Origin of the sequence: Pigmentiphaga soli (genome assembly GCF_039541095.1) — a bacterium.
Classification (GTDB): domain Bacteria; phylum Pseudomonadota; class Gammaproteobacteria; order Burkholderiales; family Burkholderiaceae_B; genus Pigmentiphaga; species Pigmentiphaga soli.
The window spans coordinates 73,122-90,314 of the sequence record NZ_BAABFO010000003.1; the positions used below are offsets into that span (position 1 = coordinate 73,122).

Here is a 17,193-nt window from a genome sequence, read left to right on the forward strand (position 1 = left end):
AACGATGGACGGACTCGCGAGGAAAGCCGCCTCAGGCATTGCGGCCGGCGCCGGCCACCGGTTCGCCGGCCTCGGGTTCGGTCTTGTAGACGCCGCGCACGTTCAGCGCCGCCAGCCCCGCCTGCAACGCGATCAGGGCATAGGCACGGTCGTGCAGCCCCCATGCGATCCACAACACGTTGCTGAGCAGGAAGACCCAGAACCCGACATTGCGCCGGGATTTGCGGCTGGATGCCACCAGCCATGCCGCGGCCAGGGAAGCGGCCATCGCTGGCCATTGCAATAGGTCGAAATAAGCATTCATCGGCAGCAGCCTGTTCCTCGCAAGCCCCACGGTCGAGCAAGCCGCGTTCCCGCCGCGCCGGCGGCGGCTTCCGCGCGCCCGTCAGCCGCCGCGCAGTGCGCCCAGGATGCGCTGGCCGGGCCGGCCGTCGGGCTCGAACCCCAGCCGTTCCTGTTCGGCGCGGATGGCGTCGCGCGTGCGGCTGCCGGGGATGCCGTCGGGTTCGCCGACGTCGTGGCCGCGCGCGGCCAGCAGGGCCTGCAGCTCGCGGATCTCGCGACGGCTCAGGCCCGGATCGTCGGTCGGCCACGGCGTGGCCAGGGGCGGCGCGCCCTGGATGCGCGCGGCCAGCAGCCCCACCGCCAGCGCGTATTTGCGCGACTGGTTGTAGTGCAGGATGGCGTCGAAATTGCCGGTGGCCAGGAATACCGGCCCGCGGCCGCCGGTCGGCGCGAACAGGTAGGCGGTGGCGGCCGGATCGGCCGACGCGGCCAGCGGGCCGCCGTCGGCCCGGGTCACGCCGCGCGCCGTCCAGTCGGCCAGCGGGCGGCGGTCGGCGCCGGCGTATTCGGCGTCGGGCTGCGGCGGCAGCGTCGCCGCCAGCGCCGCCGGCAGGCGCACCTCGATCACCGCCGGCAGGCCGCGCGTCCATTGCGCGCGGCGCTTGCGCAGATGGCTGGCGGTGGAGGCCAGCGCGTCAGGCAGCGAACCGTACAGGTCGATGCGGCCGTCGCCGTCGCCGTCGGCGGCCAGTTCGAAGAACGAGGTCGGGATGAACTGCGTCATGCCGAAGGCGCCGCTCCACGAGCCGACGAACCAGGCCGGGTCGACCACGCCGTCGCGCAGCAGGCGCAGCGCCGCGTAGGCGTTGCGCGCCCACAGCGGATTGCTTTCGGTGCAGGCGCGCGTCAGCCAGGCGTCGAGCACGCGGGTCTTGCCGAGCTGCCGGCCATAGTTGGTTTCGATGCCGAAGATCGCCACCAGCGCCTGGCCGTCGACCTGGTAGCGGTCGGCGATGGCGGCCAGCGGCTCGCGTTCGCGTTCCACGATCGCGCGGCCGTCGGCCACCCGTTCGTCGTCCACCGTCTTGGCCAGGTAGTCCCACCAGGTTTCCTTGGTTTCGGGCTGGACGCGGGCGGCGGCGGCCGTGGCGGGCAGCAGCGAGGCGTCCTGGGTCAGGCGGTCGAAATCCGCGACGGCCACGCCGTTGGCCGGGGCGCCGGTGCGCAGGCGCGCCAGGCAGGCGGCTGTGTCGAGGGCGGGACCCTGCTGCGCGTGGGCGACGCCGGCGGCGGACAGCAACAGGCCGGCGGCGGCTGCGGAAAGGAAACGGGAACGGATGCGGAGATAACCTGGCATGGCGGTCCGGAAGTCGATCGAAGCCCGCATCGTAACGCAGCGCCGAGGCCGTCCGCGGGCGTGGAAGCAACGGTTTGCAAGCGCAGGGACCGGCCCCGTCCGCACGCAAGCCGCCGGCGCCGGCCGCCCGGGGTAGCCAACGCCGGCGCGCGCGGCCGGGCCGGCGGCTCAACGCCGCAGCCGGCGTTCGGCCAGTTCGAACAGCAATTCGCACAGCAGCGCCAGCGCCGCCGCCGGCAGCGCGCCGGCCAGCAGCAGCCCCGCGTCGTTGAGCGCCAGGCCGGTGACGATCCGTTCGCCGAAGCCCCCGGCGCCGATGAAGGCGGCAATGGTGGCGGTGCCGATCGAGATCGAGGTCGCGGTGCGCAGGCCGGCCACGATGGAAGGCAGCGCCTGCGGCAGCTCCACCAGCCCGATCCGCTGCATCGGGCGCAGCCCCAGCGCCATCGCGGCCTGGCGCTGGCCGGCGGCAATGCCGGCCATGCCGACGCAGGTGTTGCGCATGATGGGCAGCAAGGCGTAGAGCGTGAGCGCGGCCAGCGCCGGCAGCGTGCCGATGCGCCCCAGCAGCCAGATCAGCACGGCCAGCAGCGCCAGCGAGGGCACCGTCTGCAGCAGCCCGGCCGCCGCCAGCAGCCGCGCCGGCGCGCGCGGCGGCGCCAGCACGCCCAGCGGCACGGCCACCGCGGCGGCCAGCGCCACCGCCGCCGCCACCAGCAGCACGTGCTGCGCCGCCAGCCGGGCCAGGTCGTCGCCCCACAGCTTGTCCCATACGCCGGTACGCTGCCGGGCCGGCGCGCGAGCCGCCGTTTCTCCCGCGGCCAGGAAATCCCGGGCGATGCGCTCGAACCCCACGCCGTCGAGCTCGGCCCGCGTGTTCATCGCGATCATCGCCTGCTCGTCGATCCGGCCCTGGAGCCGGGACAGGGCCTGCCACGCCGCCGGAAAGCGGCGCGGCACGTCGAGCCGGTACAGCACCAGCGCGTCGTAGCGCGGGAAATAGCCTTGGTCGTCGCGCAGCACCCGCAGGCCGAGTTCGCGGATCTTGGGATCGGTCGAATAGATGTCGATCACGTCGACCCGCCCCTGCGCCAGCGCCTGGTAGGCGAGCCCGTGGTCCAGCCCGGCCGGCGTCTGCGGCAGCCGGTAGCGCCGCGCCAGGCCCGGCCAGCCGTCGGCGCGGCCGATGAATTCGTTGGACAGCCCGAAGCGCAGCTCGCGGTGGGCGGCCAGGTCGCTCAGCGTGGCGATGCCGGCCCGGCGCGCGTCGGCATCGCGCATCGCCAGCGCGTAGCCGTTGCTGAATCCGAGCGGGATCGCGGCGCCCAGGCCGAGCGGCGCCAGGCCGGCCCGCAGCGCGTCCGGATCGGTATCCTCGGTCTTGAGGATTTCGCGGGCGATGGTGCCGGCATATTCGGGATAGAGATCGATGGCGCCGGCCTGCAGCGCCTGGTAGACCACGGCCGTGTTGCCCAGCCCGGCCTTGACGGCTGGCGGTCCGCGCAGCGCCGGCGCGGCGGCCTGGGCGAAGACCTGCGCCAGGATGTAGGACTCGGTGAAGCGCTTGGAGCCGATCGTCAGCGTTCGCGCCGAAGCGGCCGCGCCCGCCGCCTGCACGCCTTCCCCGTTCGCGCTTTCGGCGCCCGCCCATGCCGCGCCGCCCCATGCCGCGGCCAGCAGCCAGGCAGCCAGCGCGGCGGCGAACCCGGTGCCGGCGCAGGACCGGACGAACGCGGCCCGGCGGCCGGCGCCGCGCGAGGCGCGCGGTCCGCGGTTCCGCATCCGGCAGGCGGGGCGATGGTCAGGCATGTCCGCAGCATCGGGCCTGTGGCCCGGCCGGTCAAGTCGAGGCGCCGTCGTTGTCCGCGCCTGCCGCGGCCGACGCATCGGCATCCGCCAGGTAATCCCGCGCCGCGCGCAGCACTTGGTCGGCATCGGGATCGCCATCCATCGCCCGCGACAGCGACACCGCGCCCACCAGCATCGCCAGCTGGGCCCAGCCCTGGCGGGCGCGGCCCGCCGGCGTGGCGGCCGGCGACAGGTCGGCCAGCATGGCCGCCAGTTGCTTGCAGCCCGCCACGTAGGCGGCGCGCACCGGCTTGCCGGGCGGCTGGCGCGCCACGTCGGCCGCCAGGGCCGTGGCGGCGCAGCCCGCGCCGGGATGATCCCGGTGCGGGGCCGACAGATAGCTCTCGATCACCGCCAGCCAGCGGCTGCGCCGGGTGCGCCGCCCGGCCGTCCGCTCGCGCCAGCGCTCGGCCGCCTCGCCGAAGGCGCGGGCGCAGGCCGCGGCGGCCAGTTCGTCCTTCGACGCGAAATGCCCGTAGAAGCCGCCATGCGTCAGGCCGGCATCGGCCATCACGTCGGCCACGCTGACGTCGAGGCCGCGCTCGCGCAGCAGCCGGGCCGACGCCTGTTCGATCCGTTCATGGTTCTTCGCGGTCTGGTCGCGCGATACGCGGGCCATGGCGTCTCCTCGTCAGGCCGCCAGCGCCGGCCGCCGGCGGATGACGAACACGATGGCGGCGGCCAGCAGGCAGGCCAGTCCGGCGGCGTACAGGGCCGGGTTGTAGGTCAGCAGCGCGGTGCGCACGGCGCCGGCGCCGTAGGCGGCCGCCGCGCTGCCCAGCTGGTGCGCCGCGAAGATCCAGCCGAACACCATCGGCGCCCGCTCGCGGCCGAATTCCGCCGTGGCCAGCCTGACCGTGGGCGGCACCGTGGCGATCCAGTCCAGCCCGTAGAACATCGCGAACAGCGACAGCCCGGTCAACGTGAATTCCGAATGCGGCAGCCAGAACAGCGACAGCCCGCGCAACCCGTAGTACCAGAACAGCAGCTTGCGGCTGTCGTAGCGGTCGGACAGCCAGCCCGACATGATGGTGCCGACGAAATCGAAGGCCCCCATCATGGCCAGCACCGAGGCCGCCGGCACCGCCGACAGCCCGTAGTCGCCGCACAGCGAAATGAAATGCGTCTGGATCAGGCCGCTGGTGCTCAGCCCGCAGATGAAGAAGGTGGCGGCCAGCACCCAGAACACCCGGTTGCGCGCGGCCTCGGCCAGCACCGTGAACGGCGCCGTCCAGCGCATCGGCCGCGCCGGCGCGGCCGCCGCTGCGGTCCCCGGCGGCTCGCCGTACGGCGCCAGGCCGACGCTGGCCGGCCGGTCGCGCATGAAGCACAGGACGAGCCCGGCCACCACCAGGCAGGTAGTGCACAGCGGCAGCACCGCCGCTCGCCAGCCATAGTGGTCCGACAGCCAGGCTGCGGCCGGCAGGAACAGCAACTGGCCGGTGGCCGAACTGGCGGTGAGGATCCCGATCACCAGCCCGCGGCGCTGGGTGAACCAGCGGTTCGATACCAGCGCGCCCAGCACTTGCGCCGTCATGCCCGAACCGATGCCCAGCACCACGCCCCACAACGCGAACAGTTGCCAGATGGCGGTAACGCCGGTGACCAGCCCCATGCCGGCGCCGATCATCAGCAGCGCGCTGCAGACCACGGCCCGCAGGCCGAAGCGGTCGATCAGCAGCGCGGAAAACGGCGCCATCAGCCCGAACAGCGCGAAACGCAGCGCCAGCGCCGACGACACCTGCTCGGTATTCCAGCCGAATTCGGCCACCAGCGACGGCAGCAGCGCGCTGGGCGTGCCCAGCGCGGCCGCGGTGGTCAGCATGGTCAGGAAGGTAATGGCGGCGACGATCCAGGCGAAGTGGATGCCGCGGCGGTCGAGCCAGAGCGACAGGGTTTGGGCGAACATATCGTGGCGGCAGGGTGTCGGGTGCACGGCGCGCGGACCGCGCGGCCGGAAAATAAATGATGGCCATCATAATTCAATTCGACGCGCCCGTCGCCTGCTTGATCCGCCACCGCAAACGGCGGAACATCGCCCTGCACGCGGAGCCCCGCGATTTCAGGCGGGCTTCAGCGGCAACGCGCTACAAACGCCACATATCGCGCCGAAGCAGTGCATCCCGGGACAAATCATGAACGGATACTTGAAGACCCTGGCGGTCGCCGCCGCTTTCGCCGCCGCCGCGCCGGCGCTGGCCCAGAGCGCCCGCATCGGCGGCGACGTCATCGCCGCCACGCCCACCTCGCTGACGATCCGCCACGCCAGCGGCGAGACGGTCGCGATCGACGCGCCGGCGAGCGTGCCGGTGCAGGCGTTCAAGAACATGACGCTGGCCGACGTCAAGCCGGGCAGCTTCGTGGGCGTGGGCGCCAAGATCGGCCCCGACGGCGTGCAGCGCGCCGTGCAGGTGGTGATCTTTCCCGAATCGGCGCGCGGCACCGGCGAAGGCCACCGCGGCTGGAACATGGGTCCCGACAGCACGATGACCAACGCCAACGTCGACGCCGTGGTCGGCGCCCGCGACGGCCGCAACCTGAAGCTCTCGTACAAGGGCGGCACGCAGGAAATCGTCGTGCCGCCCGAGGCGCGCATCCTGACCTTCGTGCCGGCCACCCGCGCCGACGTGAAAGTGGGCCGCAAGGCGGTGGTCAATGCCGACCAGAAGGGCGACCGCTACGTCGCCACCCGCATCACCGTGGAAAAAGGCGGCGTCGTCCCGCCGATGTAGGCGCGCGGCCGGGTTCAGCGTCCGGCGGCGGCCAGGCAGGCGGCCAGGTCCGGCATCGCCGTCGCCAGTTCGGCGACCACCTGCCCGTCCACGCGTTCGAGCGCCGGAATCTCGGCCAGCACGCGCACCCCGCCGAAGCGTTCGATGGCCTCGCGGTTGCCCGGCGAACGCGGCCCGCTCAGCACCACGCCGGCCACCGGCGCGCCGCGGCGGCGCAGCGCCTCCAGGCTCAGCAGCGTATGGTTGATGGTGCCCAGCGTACTGCGCGCCACCAGCACCACCGGCAGGTCCAGGCGGCAGATCAGGTCGATCATCATGGTGTCGTCGTCGATCGGCACGAACAGCCCGCCGGCCCCTTCCACCACCAGCGGCGCCGCCGTGGCGGGTGCCTCGATGGCCGCCGCGTCGATCGCCGCCCCCTCTTCCCGGGCCGCGGCCCACGGCGACAGCGGCGCCCGCAGCACCGATGCCGGCGCATGCAGCCGGCCGGGCGCGAGCCCCGCCAGCCGCGTCACCGTGTCGCTGTCGCCGGGCTCGTCGGCGATGCCGGTCTGCAGCGGCTTCCAGTAATCGGCCTGCCAGGCGCGCACCAGGACGGCCGAGGTCAGCGTCTTGCCGATGCCGGTGTCGGTGCCGGTCACGAATACGCCGCGCGGCGTGTGCGCCGCGCGCCGCCAGAGGCCTTGCGCGATGCGATAGGTCGCCGTCGCGCCCGCGGCCTCGAAGCGGGCCAGCACGCGCCGCAGCTCGGCCACGCCCAGCGGACGCGCGCCGGCGGCCGGCACGGTGGCGCCGATCGCCCTGAGCCCGCGCAGGAAGGCCAGGCCATCGGCGTGCGCCTGCACGAGGTCGTAGGCCTGCACGCGGCCCGTCATGCGCGGCAGCGCGCGGCCGATGCGCGCGGCGGCGGGATAATGCGGCGTGGCCGCGGCCAGGCCGAGCGCCTCGTGCGCCCGGCGCCATTCCCCGAACGTGCCGGCCGCCAGGGTGGACACCGCCAGGTGCCCGCCCGGCCGCAGCAGGCCGCCCAGGCGCGCCAGGCCCGCGTCCAGGTCGCCGAACCACTGCGCCGCGAGGCTGGAGCAGACCAGATCGAAGCGTTCCCCGGCCAAAGCGCAGGGATGTTCGCCGTCCAGCTGCATGAAGCGCGCGGTGCCCGGCAGCGGCGGGCCGCCGCGGGCCGCCGCCAGCATGCCGGGGGAAATGTCGGTGATCGTCCAGTCGGCCGCGCCGATGCGGCGCGCCAGCGCCTGCGTCAGCAGGCCGGTGCCGCAGCCGACCTCCAGGATGCGCGGCCGCGCCGGCAGCGGCAGGCCGGCGATGGCCTGCGCCAGCCGCTCGGCCGCGGCGCGCTGCACCTCGGCGTGCGCGTCGTAGTCGCGCGCGGCGCGGCCGAAACGCCGGCCCACCCGCGCGTTGCGCTGCGCGCCGCCGGCCGGGCCGCCCCGTGGCTGCGGGGCGTCCTGCAGGCCGACCGCGTTCCGTCCGGGCCCGTTCACGCCGCCCTCCCCGGCCCCGCCAGCCCTTCGAGGTAGCGGCGGATGTGGCCGGCGCACCAGTCGGGCGCCGTCACCGGCAGCACGTGCTTGCCGCCCGCCCGCCATTCGATGCGGGTGCCCTGCAGGCCGCCGAACGAGGCCCGCGTCAAGGCGGGCGGCACGATGGGGTCGGCCTCGCCGGCCAGCGCCAGCCCCGGCACGCGGCCGCGGGCCAGCGCGGCGCGGCCGGCGCCGCCGGCCAGCACGCGCAGGCCGGCGCCCAGCCGGTCGGTATCCAGCGGCCGGCCCGCGGGCGGACTGCCGCAGCGCAGGCGGAAATCGTCCACCACCGTGGCCGGGTCGACGTCGAACCGCGCCAGCATGCGTTGCAGCACGCGGGGCGCGACGCCGGCGGGGAAATCGTCGGCGCCGGTGAAGCGGCTGAAGCCGTTGATCGCGACCCAGCCGGCCCAGTCCGGCGCGCCTTCCTGCACCAGCCGCAAAAAACCATGCGAATGCCCGATGGCCACGATCGGGCCGCCGGGCCGCGCCGGTCCGGGCGCGCCGAAGTAGCCGGCATCGGCCACCACCTGCGGCCAGTCGGCCAGGTGCGGCCGCAGGGCGTCCCACAGCGAACCGTCGAAGGCCCAGCCATGTTCGAACAGCAGCGTGGGCCGCGACGGCGCGGTGCCCGACGCGGCCTCGGGCACGGCCGAAGCCAGGACTCCGGCGCGGGGCATCGGCGTCATCGCGCGCCTCCGTGGGGGTGATCACCCGGCCGGGCGGCCGTGCGGAAAACGTTCATGGCCTGACTCCCGTAGTCTTGATCGCGGCCCCCAGGGCATTGAGCAGCCGCGCCAGGTCGCCCTCGGTATGCGCGGCGCTCAGCGCGATGCGCAGGCGGCTGGTGCCGGCCGGCACGGTGGGCGGCCGGATCGCCACCGCCAGCAGGCCGGCGGCTTCCAGCGCCGCGCTCAGCGCCAGCGCACGCGTTTCGTCGCCCACGATGGCCGGCACGATGTGGGTGGACGAGGCGCCGGTGTCCACGCCCATTCCCTGCAGCGCCGCGCGCAGCCGCCGCCCCGAGGCGGCCAGCCGCTCGCGTTCGGCATCCAGCGACGGGATCAGGTCGAGCGCGGCGTCGATCGCCCCCAGCACCGGCGGCGGCAGCGCGGTGGTGTAGATCAGGCCCGAGCAGGCGTTGACGAGGTAATCGCACAGCGCCTGCGAACCGGCCACGTAGGCGCCGAACGAGCCGAGCGCCTTGCTGAAGGTGCCCATCGCCAGGTCCACGCGCCCGGGCGCCAGGCCGGCCAGCCCCATGCCGCCCTCGCCCAGCACGCCGGTGGCGTGCGCCTCGTCCAGGTACAGGAAGGCGCCGTGGCGGTCGGCCAGATCGGCCAGCCGCGCCACGTCGACACGGTCGCCGTCCATGCTGAACACGCTTTCGGTCACGATGAAGCACGGCCCGTCGCCGTCGCGGCCGGACAGCAATTGATCGAGATGGTCCAGGTCGTTGTGGCGGAAACGGACCTCGCGCACGCCGGCGGCCTGGCAGCCATGGTGCAGGCTGGCATGGTTCAGGCGGTCGGTATAGACCTGCGGCGCGCCCCGCGACGCGGCCGCGCGCAGCAGCGCCGGCAGCACGGCGGCGTTGGCCTGCCAGCCGGAGGCGAACAGCAGCGCGGCCTCGGTGCCTTTCAGGCGGGCGATCTTGGCCTCCACCGCCTGGTGGGCCTCGAAATTGCCGCATACCAGCCGCGAGGCCTGGGCGCCGGTACCGTAGTCGGCCGCCCACGCCTGGGCGCGCGCCACCAGCGCCGGATGGCGCGCCAGCCCGAGATAATCGTTGCTGGAGAAATTCACCAGCCGGCGGCCGCCGGACACCAGGCGGCCGGCCGGCCCCGGCTGGACGGCGCGCAGGCGGCGCCGCACGCGCCGGCTTTCGGCCTTGTCGAGTTCTTGCAGAAACAGCGGGTCCAGTCTGGACATGGATACCTTCGGAGGTCAGGCCCACCCCTACGCGCTGCGCGCGCCCCTCGAGGGGCGATGCGGGCGGACCGGCGGAGCCGGATCCGCCGCATCCTGGAGGGGCTGCGGCAGTCGCCCGCGTCGGGAGGCGGACAGCGCCATGGAAACGGATATTCGGCCATCGGGCGGGGCAAGGGGGCGCCCGGTAGAATTGGCGCCTTCGATATCATTCTATACATGATGACTGTTGCGCCGCCCTGGATGGCCGCAGGCTATCCGCACATCTGGCTGCCCTACGCCCAGATGAAGACCACCCCGCCGCCGCTGCCGGTGGCGGCCAGCCACGGCAGCCGGCTGGTGCTGGCCGACGGCCGCGAGCTGATCGACGGCGTGGCCTCGTGGTGGACGGCCTGCCACGGCTACAACCACCCCGCCATCGCCGCCGCCGTGCGCGCCCAGCTCGACACGCTGCCGCACGTGATGTTCGGCGGCCTGGCGCACGAACCGGCGCTGACCCTGGCGCACCGCCTGTGCGCGCTGCTGGGCCCCGGCCTGGACCGCGTGTTCTACACCGATTCCGGCTCGGTGGCGGTCGAGGTGGCGATGAAGATGGCCGTGCAGTACTGGCTCAACCGCGGCGAACGCGGCCGCAGCCGCTTCCTGGCCTTCCGTGGCGGCTACCACGGCGACACCTTCGGCACCATGGCCGTGTGCGACCCCGACGAAGGCATGCACCGGCTGTTCCGCGGCCTGCTGACCGAACACCTGATCGCCGAGCTGCCCGGCGACGAGGCCGCCGCCGGCGCGCTCGACGCCCTGCTCGGCCGCCACGGCGCCACGCTGGCCGGCATCCTGGTCGAACCGCTGGTCCAGGGCGCCGGCGGCATGCTGATGCACCCGCCCGAGGTGCTGCAACGGCTGCGCGCGCTGGCCGACGCCCACGGCCTGCCGCTGATCTTCGACGAAATCTTCACCGGCTTCGGCCGCACCGGCACGATGTTCGCCTTCCAGCAGGCCGGCGTGCGGCCCGACATCGTCACGCTGTCGAAGGCGCTGACCGGCGGCACGCTGCCGCTGGCCGTCACCGTGGCCAGCAGCCGGATCTTCGAGGCATTCTGGTCCGATTCGCCGGAACACGCGCTGATGCACGGCCCCACCTTCATGGGCAACGCGCTGGCCTGCGCCGCGGCCAATGCCTCGCTCGACCTGTTCGAGCGCGAACCGCGGCTGGCGCAGGTGGCGGCGCTGTCGTCCAGGCTGCGCGCCGGGCTCGAGCCGTGCCGCAGCCTGCCCTGGGTGGCCGACGTGCGCACGCTGGGCGCGATCGGCGTGGTCCAGCTCGACCGCATCGCCGACCGCGACGCGCTGCGCCGGCGGCTGGTGGACGCCGGCGTCTGGGTGCGGCCGTTCGGCAACGTGGTCTATCTCACGCCCGCCTTCACCATCGGCGAAGACGACCTCGAACGGCTGCTGGCGGCGGTCAGGCAGGTGCTGGCCCAGGGCCGGCCCTGACCTGGCGCCGCTCGCACGCGGTGGCACAGCGGCGCCAGCCACAGTTACTATAGTGCGATGACGTCACCCGACAGCCCGAACGACAACCAATTGGCCGGTCCGCAGCGCCTCCGGCTCCTGGTCGACAGCATCCGCGACTACGCCATCTACATGCTGGACCAGGGCGGCCGCGTGGCCAGCTGGAACGCGGGTGCCCAACGCTTCAACGGCTACGACGAAAGCGAGATCATCGGCCGGCACTTTTCCGTGTTCCATACGGCCGAAGATCAGGCGGCGGGGCTGCCCGGGCAAGCGTTGTACACGGCCGCACAGGCCGGCAAATTCGAAACCGAGGGCTGGCGAGTCCGCAAGGACGGGGCGCGGTTTCACGCGCACGTCATCATCGATCCGATCAAAGACCGCGACGGCCGGCTGCTGGGCTTCGCCGAGATCTCCCGCGACATCACCGAGCGCAAGCAGGCCGAGGAAGCGCTGCGCCAGAGCGAGCAGCAATTCCGCGTGCTGGTGCAGGGGGTCACGGACTACGCCATCTACACGCTGGACCCCACCGGCAGGGTGACCCACTGGAACGTCGGCGCCCAGCGTATCAAGGGCTATACGCAGGAAGAAATCATCGGCTCGCATTTCTCCCGCTTCTACACGGCCGAAGACCGCGCCGCCGGCCTGCCCGCCAGGGCGCTCGCCACCGCATCGAATGCCGGCCGCTTCGAGCAGGAAGGATGGCGGGTCCGCAAGAACGGCAGCCGCTTCATGGCGCACGTGGTGATCGAAGCCATCCGCAACGAGGCCGGCGACGTCATCGGTTTCGCCAAGGTCACGCGCGACATCAGCGAGCGGGTGGCGGCCGCCGCCGCGCTCAGGCGGACCGAGCAGGCACTGCAGCAGGCCCAGAAAATGGAAGCCATCGGCAAGCTGACCGGCGGCGTCGCGCACGATTTCAACAATCTGCTGCAGATCATCTCGGGCAATCTGCAACTGCTGTCGCGCGACGTGGCCGGCAACGAACGCGCCGAACGGCGGGTGCACAACGCCCTGGCGGGCGTCACCCGCGGCGCCAAGCTGGCCAGCTACCTGCTCGCCTTCGGGCGCCGGCAGGCGCTCGACCCGAAGGTGGTGAACATCGGCCGCTTCATCGCCGGCATGGAAGACATGCTGCAGCGCACCCTGGGCGAAGCCATCGAGGTGGAAATGGTGGTGGCCGGCGGCTTGTGGAATACCTTCGTCGACGTCAGCCAGGTCGAGAACGCGCTGCTGAACCTGTCGATCAACGCGCGCGACGCCATGGACGGCGCCGGCAAGCTGACGATCGAACTCGGCAATGCCTTCCTCGACGACGCCTACGCCCGCCAGCACGCGGAAGTGACCCCGGGCCAGTACGTGATGCTGGCCGTTACCGATACCGGCACCGGCATGCCGCCGGAGGTGATCGCCCAGGCCTTCGAGCCCTTTTTCTCCACCAAGCCCGAGGGCAAAGGCACCGGCCTGGGGCTGTCGATGGTGTACGGCTTCGTCAAGCAGTCCGGCGGACACGTCAAGATCTACAGCGAGCCGGGCCACGGCACCACGGTCAAGCTCTACCTGCCCCGGTCGATGGAGGAAGAGTCGGTTTTCGAGCCGCTGGACAACCAGCTGACCGTGGGCGGCAACGAAACCATCCTGGTGGCCGAGGACGACCCGCAAGTCTGCGCCACGGCCGTCGAACTGCTCACCGACCTGGGGTACCAGGTGCTCAAGGCGCAGGACGCCGTGGGCGCGCTGGCCGTCATCGACAGCGGGCTGAAGATCGATCTGCTGTTCACCGACGTCGTGATGCCGGGTCCGCTGCGCAGCACCGAACTGGCCCGCAAGGCCAGGGAACGGCTGCCGGACCTCGCGGTGCTGTTCACCTCCGGCTATACGCAGAACGCGATCGTGCATGGCGGGCGCCTCGATGCCGGGGTCGAGCTGCTTGGCAAGCCCTACACGCGCGAAGACCTTGCCCGCAAGGTCCGCCACGTGCTGGCGAACCGCAGGCAACGCCAGGAACTCGCGGCCATGGAGCCGGCCAAGGCGACGGCGCCGATGAAGAAGACCGAATCGCTCAGGATCGTGCTGGTGGAAGACGACGACCTGATCCGCGCAGGCACCGCGGAACTGCTCGAGTCGCTGGGCCACGCCGTGACGCAGGTGCCCGACGCCGGGCAGGCCCTGGACGTGCTGGCGGCCGGCCCCGTCGACGTGCTGATGGCCGACGTCGGCCTGGCCGGCATGTCGGGCGAGGCATTGGCCATGCAGGCCCGCGAGCTGCATCCCGCGATCGGCATCGTGTTCGCCACCGGACAGACGATTTCCGTCGACATCCCGCGCGCGATCACGCTGCGCAAGCCGTACAACATCGCCACCATCGCCACGGCGCTGCGGGCGGTGGCCGGCGGTTGACGGTCGTCTACGACGCCGCGTCCACCACCTGCAAGGCCTCGGTCACGATCGCGATCTTGCCCGTCAGCGTCTTGTGCACCGGGCAGGCCTCGGCGATGCGCAGCACGGCCGCCTTCTGCTCGTCGGACAGGCGCCCCGCCACGTGGATGGTGCGGGTCATCCGGTAGCCGTCGGCGCCCTTGGCGTGCGCCACTTCTACCCGCAGCGAATCGACGTCGAAGCCCTTGCGCTTGATGTACAGCTCCAGCGTGAGCGTGGTGCAGGCGGCCAGCGCCGCGTCCAGCAGGTCGTGCGGCGCCGGGTGCCTGCCGCCGCCGGCCTCGGCATCGAGGTCGGCCACCAGCCAGCCGTGGTCGAAAGTCACCTCGCAGGCGGTCTTGCCGCTCGCGGCGGCCCATTGCGCTTGAGTCGTCATGGCATGTCCATCCAGAGCACAGGAAACGGCGCCGGACGGCGCCGCGCAGCAGGCCGCGCCTGCCGGCATATTATGCGCCGGCACGGCGAGCGGGGGCTATCACGCCCTCCCGCGCCAACGGTGGCATGCCTATAATTGCGCGAACTCTTGAGGCCTCGCGATGAAACCCGGCAAACAGCCACCGAGCGCAGGCGCGCCGTCGAAATCCTTCCGGTCGCTGCCCACGTTCAGGTTGGAAATCCTGTCGAACCTGGTCGTGCGCCAGGCCGATCTGTCGTACCAGAGGATGTTCGGGATGCGCACGGTGGAATGCCGCATCCTGGGCGTGGTGGGCGTGTGCGGCCCGATCACGCTGCGCCGCCTGTGCCGGGAAATCGGCGTCGACAAGAGCCACGGCAGCCGGATGGTGACCAAGCTGGTGGCCGACGGACTGGTCGAACGCCAGGCCGACGAAACCGACCAGCGCTCGTTCTACCTGGCGCTGACGCCGGCCGGCCGCCGCATGTACGGCCGCATCGACGCCGAGGCCGCGGCACACAACCGCGTCTGGATCGACGCGCTGCCGGCCGAGCACCGCGAAATCTTCCTTGAATGCCTGGACCGGCTCACCGAACGCTCGCGCGCGATGCTGCACGACGAAACGGCATTCGGCGAGGCGCGGGCCGCTGCCGCCGGGGGCCCGCCGGCAGCCACCGAGCCGGACCGCGCCCCCTTGCTGGTCGATCCCGACCTGGCGCGGCAGTTGCACCGCCTGCTCGGCGCCTTGCTGGACGGCGAACCGGCCGCCGGCGAGCGGTAGCCCGCACGGCAGAGGGCTCCGGCAGGCAGGGGCGCCGGGCCCCCGGCGCGGGCCGCCGCGAGCGCCCTGCCGGCTACTTCACCACGCCGATGGTTTGCAGGAATTTCCTGCGCGAGGCCACTTCTTCCACTACGTGGCGCTGCATCTGGTCGGCCGTCAGGTTCACCGGCGACTGGGCGTTGGCCTTCATGAAGGCCTTCCACTCGGGCTTGGCCTCGACCCGGTCCAGCGCCGCCGACAGCTTGGCGACGATCTCGGGCGGGGTGCCCTTCTTCACCATCAGCCCGCGCCACAGCAGCTCGACCACGTCCAGCCCCTGTTCCTTGAAGGTAGGCACGCCGGGGAAGGTCGGATCGCGCTTTTCGGTGCTGATGCCGAGCAGCCGCATGTCGCCGTTCTGCACCTGGCCCAGCGCCGAGCTGGGGGTGAGCACCGCGGCGTCGATCTGCTTGCCCATCAGCGCCAGCGCCGCCTGGTTGCCGCCCTGGAACGGCACCCAGATCGCCTTGAAGTTGCCCACCTGCTGCAGCCGGTAGAACACGAACTGGTGGAAACCCGCCGCCGCGTAGCCGCCCACGCTGACCTTGTCGGGCGTCTCGCGCAGCGCCTTTACCAGATCGCCCAGCGTGCGATAGGGGCTGTCGGCCCGCACCGCCACCGCCGAGGGCTCGGCCTGCAGCCCGCGGAAGAACAGGAAGTCATCGGGCGAATAGCTGGACTTCGGGTCGGCCATCAGGAACGAGGTCGAGCCGGTGGCCGACACGATGACGTAGCCGTCGGCCGGCGAATTCATCGCGGTGGCCATGCCGACCGCGCCGGTGCCGCCGGTGCGGTTTTCGACCACGATGGTCTGCTTGAGCTCGTCGCCGAGGAACTTGGCGGTGGTGCGCATCATCAGGTCGAGCGGCGAACCGGCTGCCGAGGTGCAGATGAAGCGGATCGGCTTGGAAGGATAGTCGGCTGCCGATTCGGCCGCGGCGGCGGCCGGGCCGGCCGCGATCATGCCTGCCACGGCCAGCAGCGCCGCGGCGATGCGGGGCTTCAGATTCATGTCTTGTCTCCTGTCGTTCGGCGGCCGGACCCGAACGCCGGCCGCCCGCCGGGGCACGGCTCAGTGTTCGGATTGCCCGTCGTTTTCGTTGGTGCGGAAAGTGCGGCGCGGATAGTCCTTGTACGGCCGGGCGCGCACGGCCTCTTCGATGATGTCCAGTCCCAGCCCCGGCCCCTGCGGCAGCGTGATGTAGCCGTTCACGGGCACCAGCGGATTGGTGGCCACCACCGAGCCGAACTCCTCGTAGGGCAGGAAATACTCGGTCAGCGTGAAGTTCGGCATGCAGGCGGCCGCCTGCACCGTGGCCGACAGCGCCAGCGAGGTGGAGTTGTAGTTGTGGGGCGAGACCGCCACCATCTCGGACTCGGCCGCCGAGGCGATCAGCAGCAGTTCCAGGATGCCGCCGCAGTTCGACACGTCCGGATTGATGATGTCCACGCAGCGGCCGCGCAGCAGGCGGCGGAAGTCGGCCCGGCCGTACATGGCCTCGCCGCTGACCACCGGGATCTTCGAGGCGGCCCGCACTTCGGCCAGCGCTTCCAGGTTCTCGACCTGGCAGGGCTCTTCGAACCAGTAGGGCTCGAACTCGGCCAGCGCGTTCGACAGCGTGATCGCGTGCTGCGGCGCCAGGCGGCGATGGATATCGAGCAGCAGTTCGACGTCGGGTCCGACCGCGTCGCGCACCGCCTTGAGCACGGCCACGGCGTGCCGGATGTGCTCCCGGGGGATGTAGGTGCGCCACGGCCGCGGCAGCGGGTCGAATTTCATCGCGGTGAAGCCCTTGCGCACCACCTCTTCGGCGCCGCGGGCGAAGTCGGCCGGCTCGTACATCTTGTAGCTCCAGCCGTTGGCGTAGACGCGCAGCTTGTCGCGCACCGGCCCGCCCAGCAGGTTGTAGACCGGCTGGTCGACGGCCTTGCCGGCGATGTCCCACAGGGCCTGCTCGATGCCCGACAGCGCGCACCAGTATTCGAGCGAGGAGCGGCGCTGGGCGTAGTCGTCGAACGCGATCTGCAGGAAGTGGCGGATGTGGGCGGCCTCGCGGCCTTCGAGGTAGCGGCCGAGTTCGTTCACCTGGGCGGCGATGGCGCGGTCGCGGTCGTACTGGCTATAGGCTTCGCCCCAGCCTACGATGCCTTCGTCGGTTTCGATACGCACGAACACGAAGTTCTTGCGCCAGCCCGGATGGACGGGCAGGCATTCGACTTTCCTTATCTTCATGGCGATGGCCTCCTTTGCAAAAGAACGGCGGCAATGTAGCAATCGGGCATAGATACCGTAAATGAGATATTTTTGGCATCCAGTGATGCCATTTCCATATCCCCTC

At 71.9% G+C, this 17,193-nt stretch carries 15 protein-coding genes; 4 read left to right on the plus strand and 11 right to left on the minus strand.

Features of this window, described 5'->3' with window-relative positions; all coding sequences use genetic code 11:
• Positions 1–31 precede the first annotated feature (31 nt).
• From ABD927_RS04115 to ABD927_RS04135, 5 genes are all read right to left on the minus strand, one after another.
• Positions 32–268, minus strand: coding sequence for a hypothetical protein (locus tag ABD927_RS04115; protein ID WP_345246613.1), 237 nt, complete (start codon positions 266–268; stop codon positions 32–34).
• Positions 269–385: 117 nt separating this feature from the next.
• Positions 386–1,642, minus strand: a complete 1,257-nt coding sequence (locus ABD927_RS04120; protein WP_345246615.1) for a lytic murein transglycosylase — start codon at positions 1,640–1,642, stop codon at positions 386–388.
• A gap of 168 nt (positions 1,643–1,810) precedes the next feature.
• Positions 1,811–3,451, minus strand: coding sequence for a glycine betaine ABC transporter substrate-binding protein (locus tag ABD927_RS04125; RefSeq protein ID WP_345246617.1), 1,641 nt, complete (start codon positions 3,449–3,451; stop codon positions 1,811–1,813).
• A 31-nt stretch (positions 3,452–3,482) separates the two neighbouring features.
• Entirely contained in the window at positions 3,483–4,109 is a 627-nt protein-coding gene (locus tag ABD927_RS04130; RefSeq protein WP_345246619.1) for a TetR family transcriptional regulator, read from the minus strand.
• Between the two features lie 12 nt (positions 4,110–4,121).
• Positions 4,122–5,399 carry an MFS transporter gene (locus ABD927_RS04135; RefSeq protein WP_345246621.1) on the minus strand — a complete coding sequence of 426 codons (1,278 nt, stop codon included), beginning with the start codon at positions 5,397–5,399 and terminating at the stop codon, positions 4,122–4,124.
• 226 nt (positions 5,400–5,625) lie between these two features.
• Here ABD927_RS04135 and ABD927_RS04140 point away from each other — a divergent pair, with 226 nt between their 5' ends.
• Positions 5,626–6,222, plus strand: a complete 597-nt coding sequence (locus ABD927_RS04140) for a hypothetical protein (RefSeq protein WP_345246623.1) — start codon at positions 5,626–5,628, stop codon at positions 6,220–6,222.
• A gap of 14 nt (positions 6,223–6,236) precedes the next feature.
• Here ABD927_RS04140 and bioD read toward each other — a convergent pair whose 3' ends face one another.
• From bioD to bioF, 3 genes are all read right to left on the minus strand, one after another.
• Positions 6,237–7,631, minus strand: a complete 1,395-nt coding sequence (gene bioD, locus ABD927_RS04145; protein WP_345246923.1) for a dethiobiotin synthase — start codon at positions 7,629–7,631, stop codon at positions 6,237–6,239.
• A gap of 86 nt (positions 7,632–7,717) precedes the next feature.
• Positions 7,718–8,449 (minus strand): alpha/beta fold hydrolase, encoded by a 732-nt coding sequence (locus ABD927_RS04150; RefSeq protein WP_345246625.1) that lies wholly within the window; start codon positions 8,447–8,449, stop codon positions 7,718–7,720.
• A gap of 52 nt (positions 8,450–8,501) precedes the next feature.
• Complete coding sequence (gene bioF, locus ABD927_RS04155) at positions 8,502–9,692, minus strand: 8-amino-7-oxononanoate synthase (protein ID WP_345246627.1); 1,191 nt, start codon at positions 9,690–9,692, stop codon at positions 8,502–8,504.
• A 216-nt stretch (positions 9,693–9,908) separates the two neighbouring features.
• Here bioF and ABD927_RS04160 point away from each other — a divergent pair, with 216 nt between their 5' ends.
• Both ABD927_RS04160 and ABD927_RS04165 read left to right on the plus strand, forming a co-directional pair.
• On the plus strand, positions 9,909–11,183 hold the full coding sequence (locus ABD927_RS04160; protein ID WP_345246629.1) for an adenosylmethionine--8-amino-7-oxononanoate transaminase: 1,275 nt from the start codon (positions 9,909–9,911) through the stop codon (positions 11,181–11,183).
• 57 nt (positions 11,184–11,240) lie between these two features.
• Positions 11,241–13,601, plus strand: a complete 2,361-nt coding sequence (locus tag ABD927_RS04165) for a hybrid sensor histidine kinase/response regulator (protein ID WP_345246631.1) — start codon at positions 11,241–11,243, stop codon at positions 13,599–13,601.
• A gap of 7 nt (positions 13,602–13,608) precedes the next feature.
• Here the strand turns inward: ABD927_RS04165 and ABD927_RS04170 are convergent, their stop codons facing one another.
• Positions 13,609–14,016 carry an OsmC family protein gene (locus ABD927_RS04170; RefSeq protein ID WP_345246633.1) on the minus strand — a complete coding sequence of 136 codons (408 nt, stop codon included), beginning with the start codon at positions 14,014–14,016 and terminating at the stop codon, positions 13,609–13,611.
• A 160-nt stretch (positions 14,017–14,176) separates the two neighbouring features.
• Here ABD927_RS04170 and ABD927_RS04175 point away from each other — a divergent pair, with 160 nt between their 5' ends.
• Positions 14,177–14,815, plus strand: a complete 639-nt coding sequence (locus ABD927_RS04175) for a MarR family winged helix-turn-helix transcriptional regulator (RefSeq protein WP_345246635.1) — start codon at positions 14,177–14,179, stop codon at positions 14,813–14,815.
• Positions 14,816–14,888: 73 nt separating this feature from the next.
• On the opposite strand, the gene ABD927_RS04180 is transcribed toward ABD927_RS04175, so the two are convergent.
• Positions 14,889–15,866: a tripartite tricarboxylate transporter substrate binding protein gene (locus ABD927_RS04180; protein WP_345246637.1), complete on the minus strand. Its 978-nt coding sequence runs from the start codon at positions 15,864–15,866 to the stop codon at positions 14,889–14,891.
• A 60-nt stretch (positions 15,867–15,926) separates the two neighbouring features.
• Entirely contained in the window at positions 15,927–17,087 is a 1,161-nt protein-coding gene (locus tag ABD927_RS04185; protein WP_345246639.1) for a mandelate racemase/muconate lactonizing enzyme family protein, read from the minus strand.
• Positions 17,088–17,193: the final 106 nt, after the last annotated feature.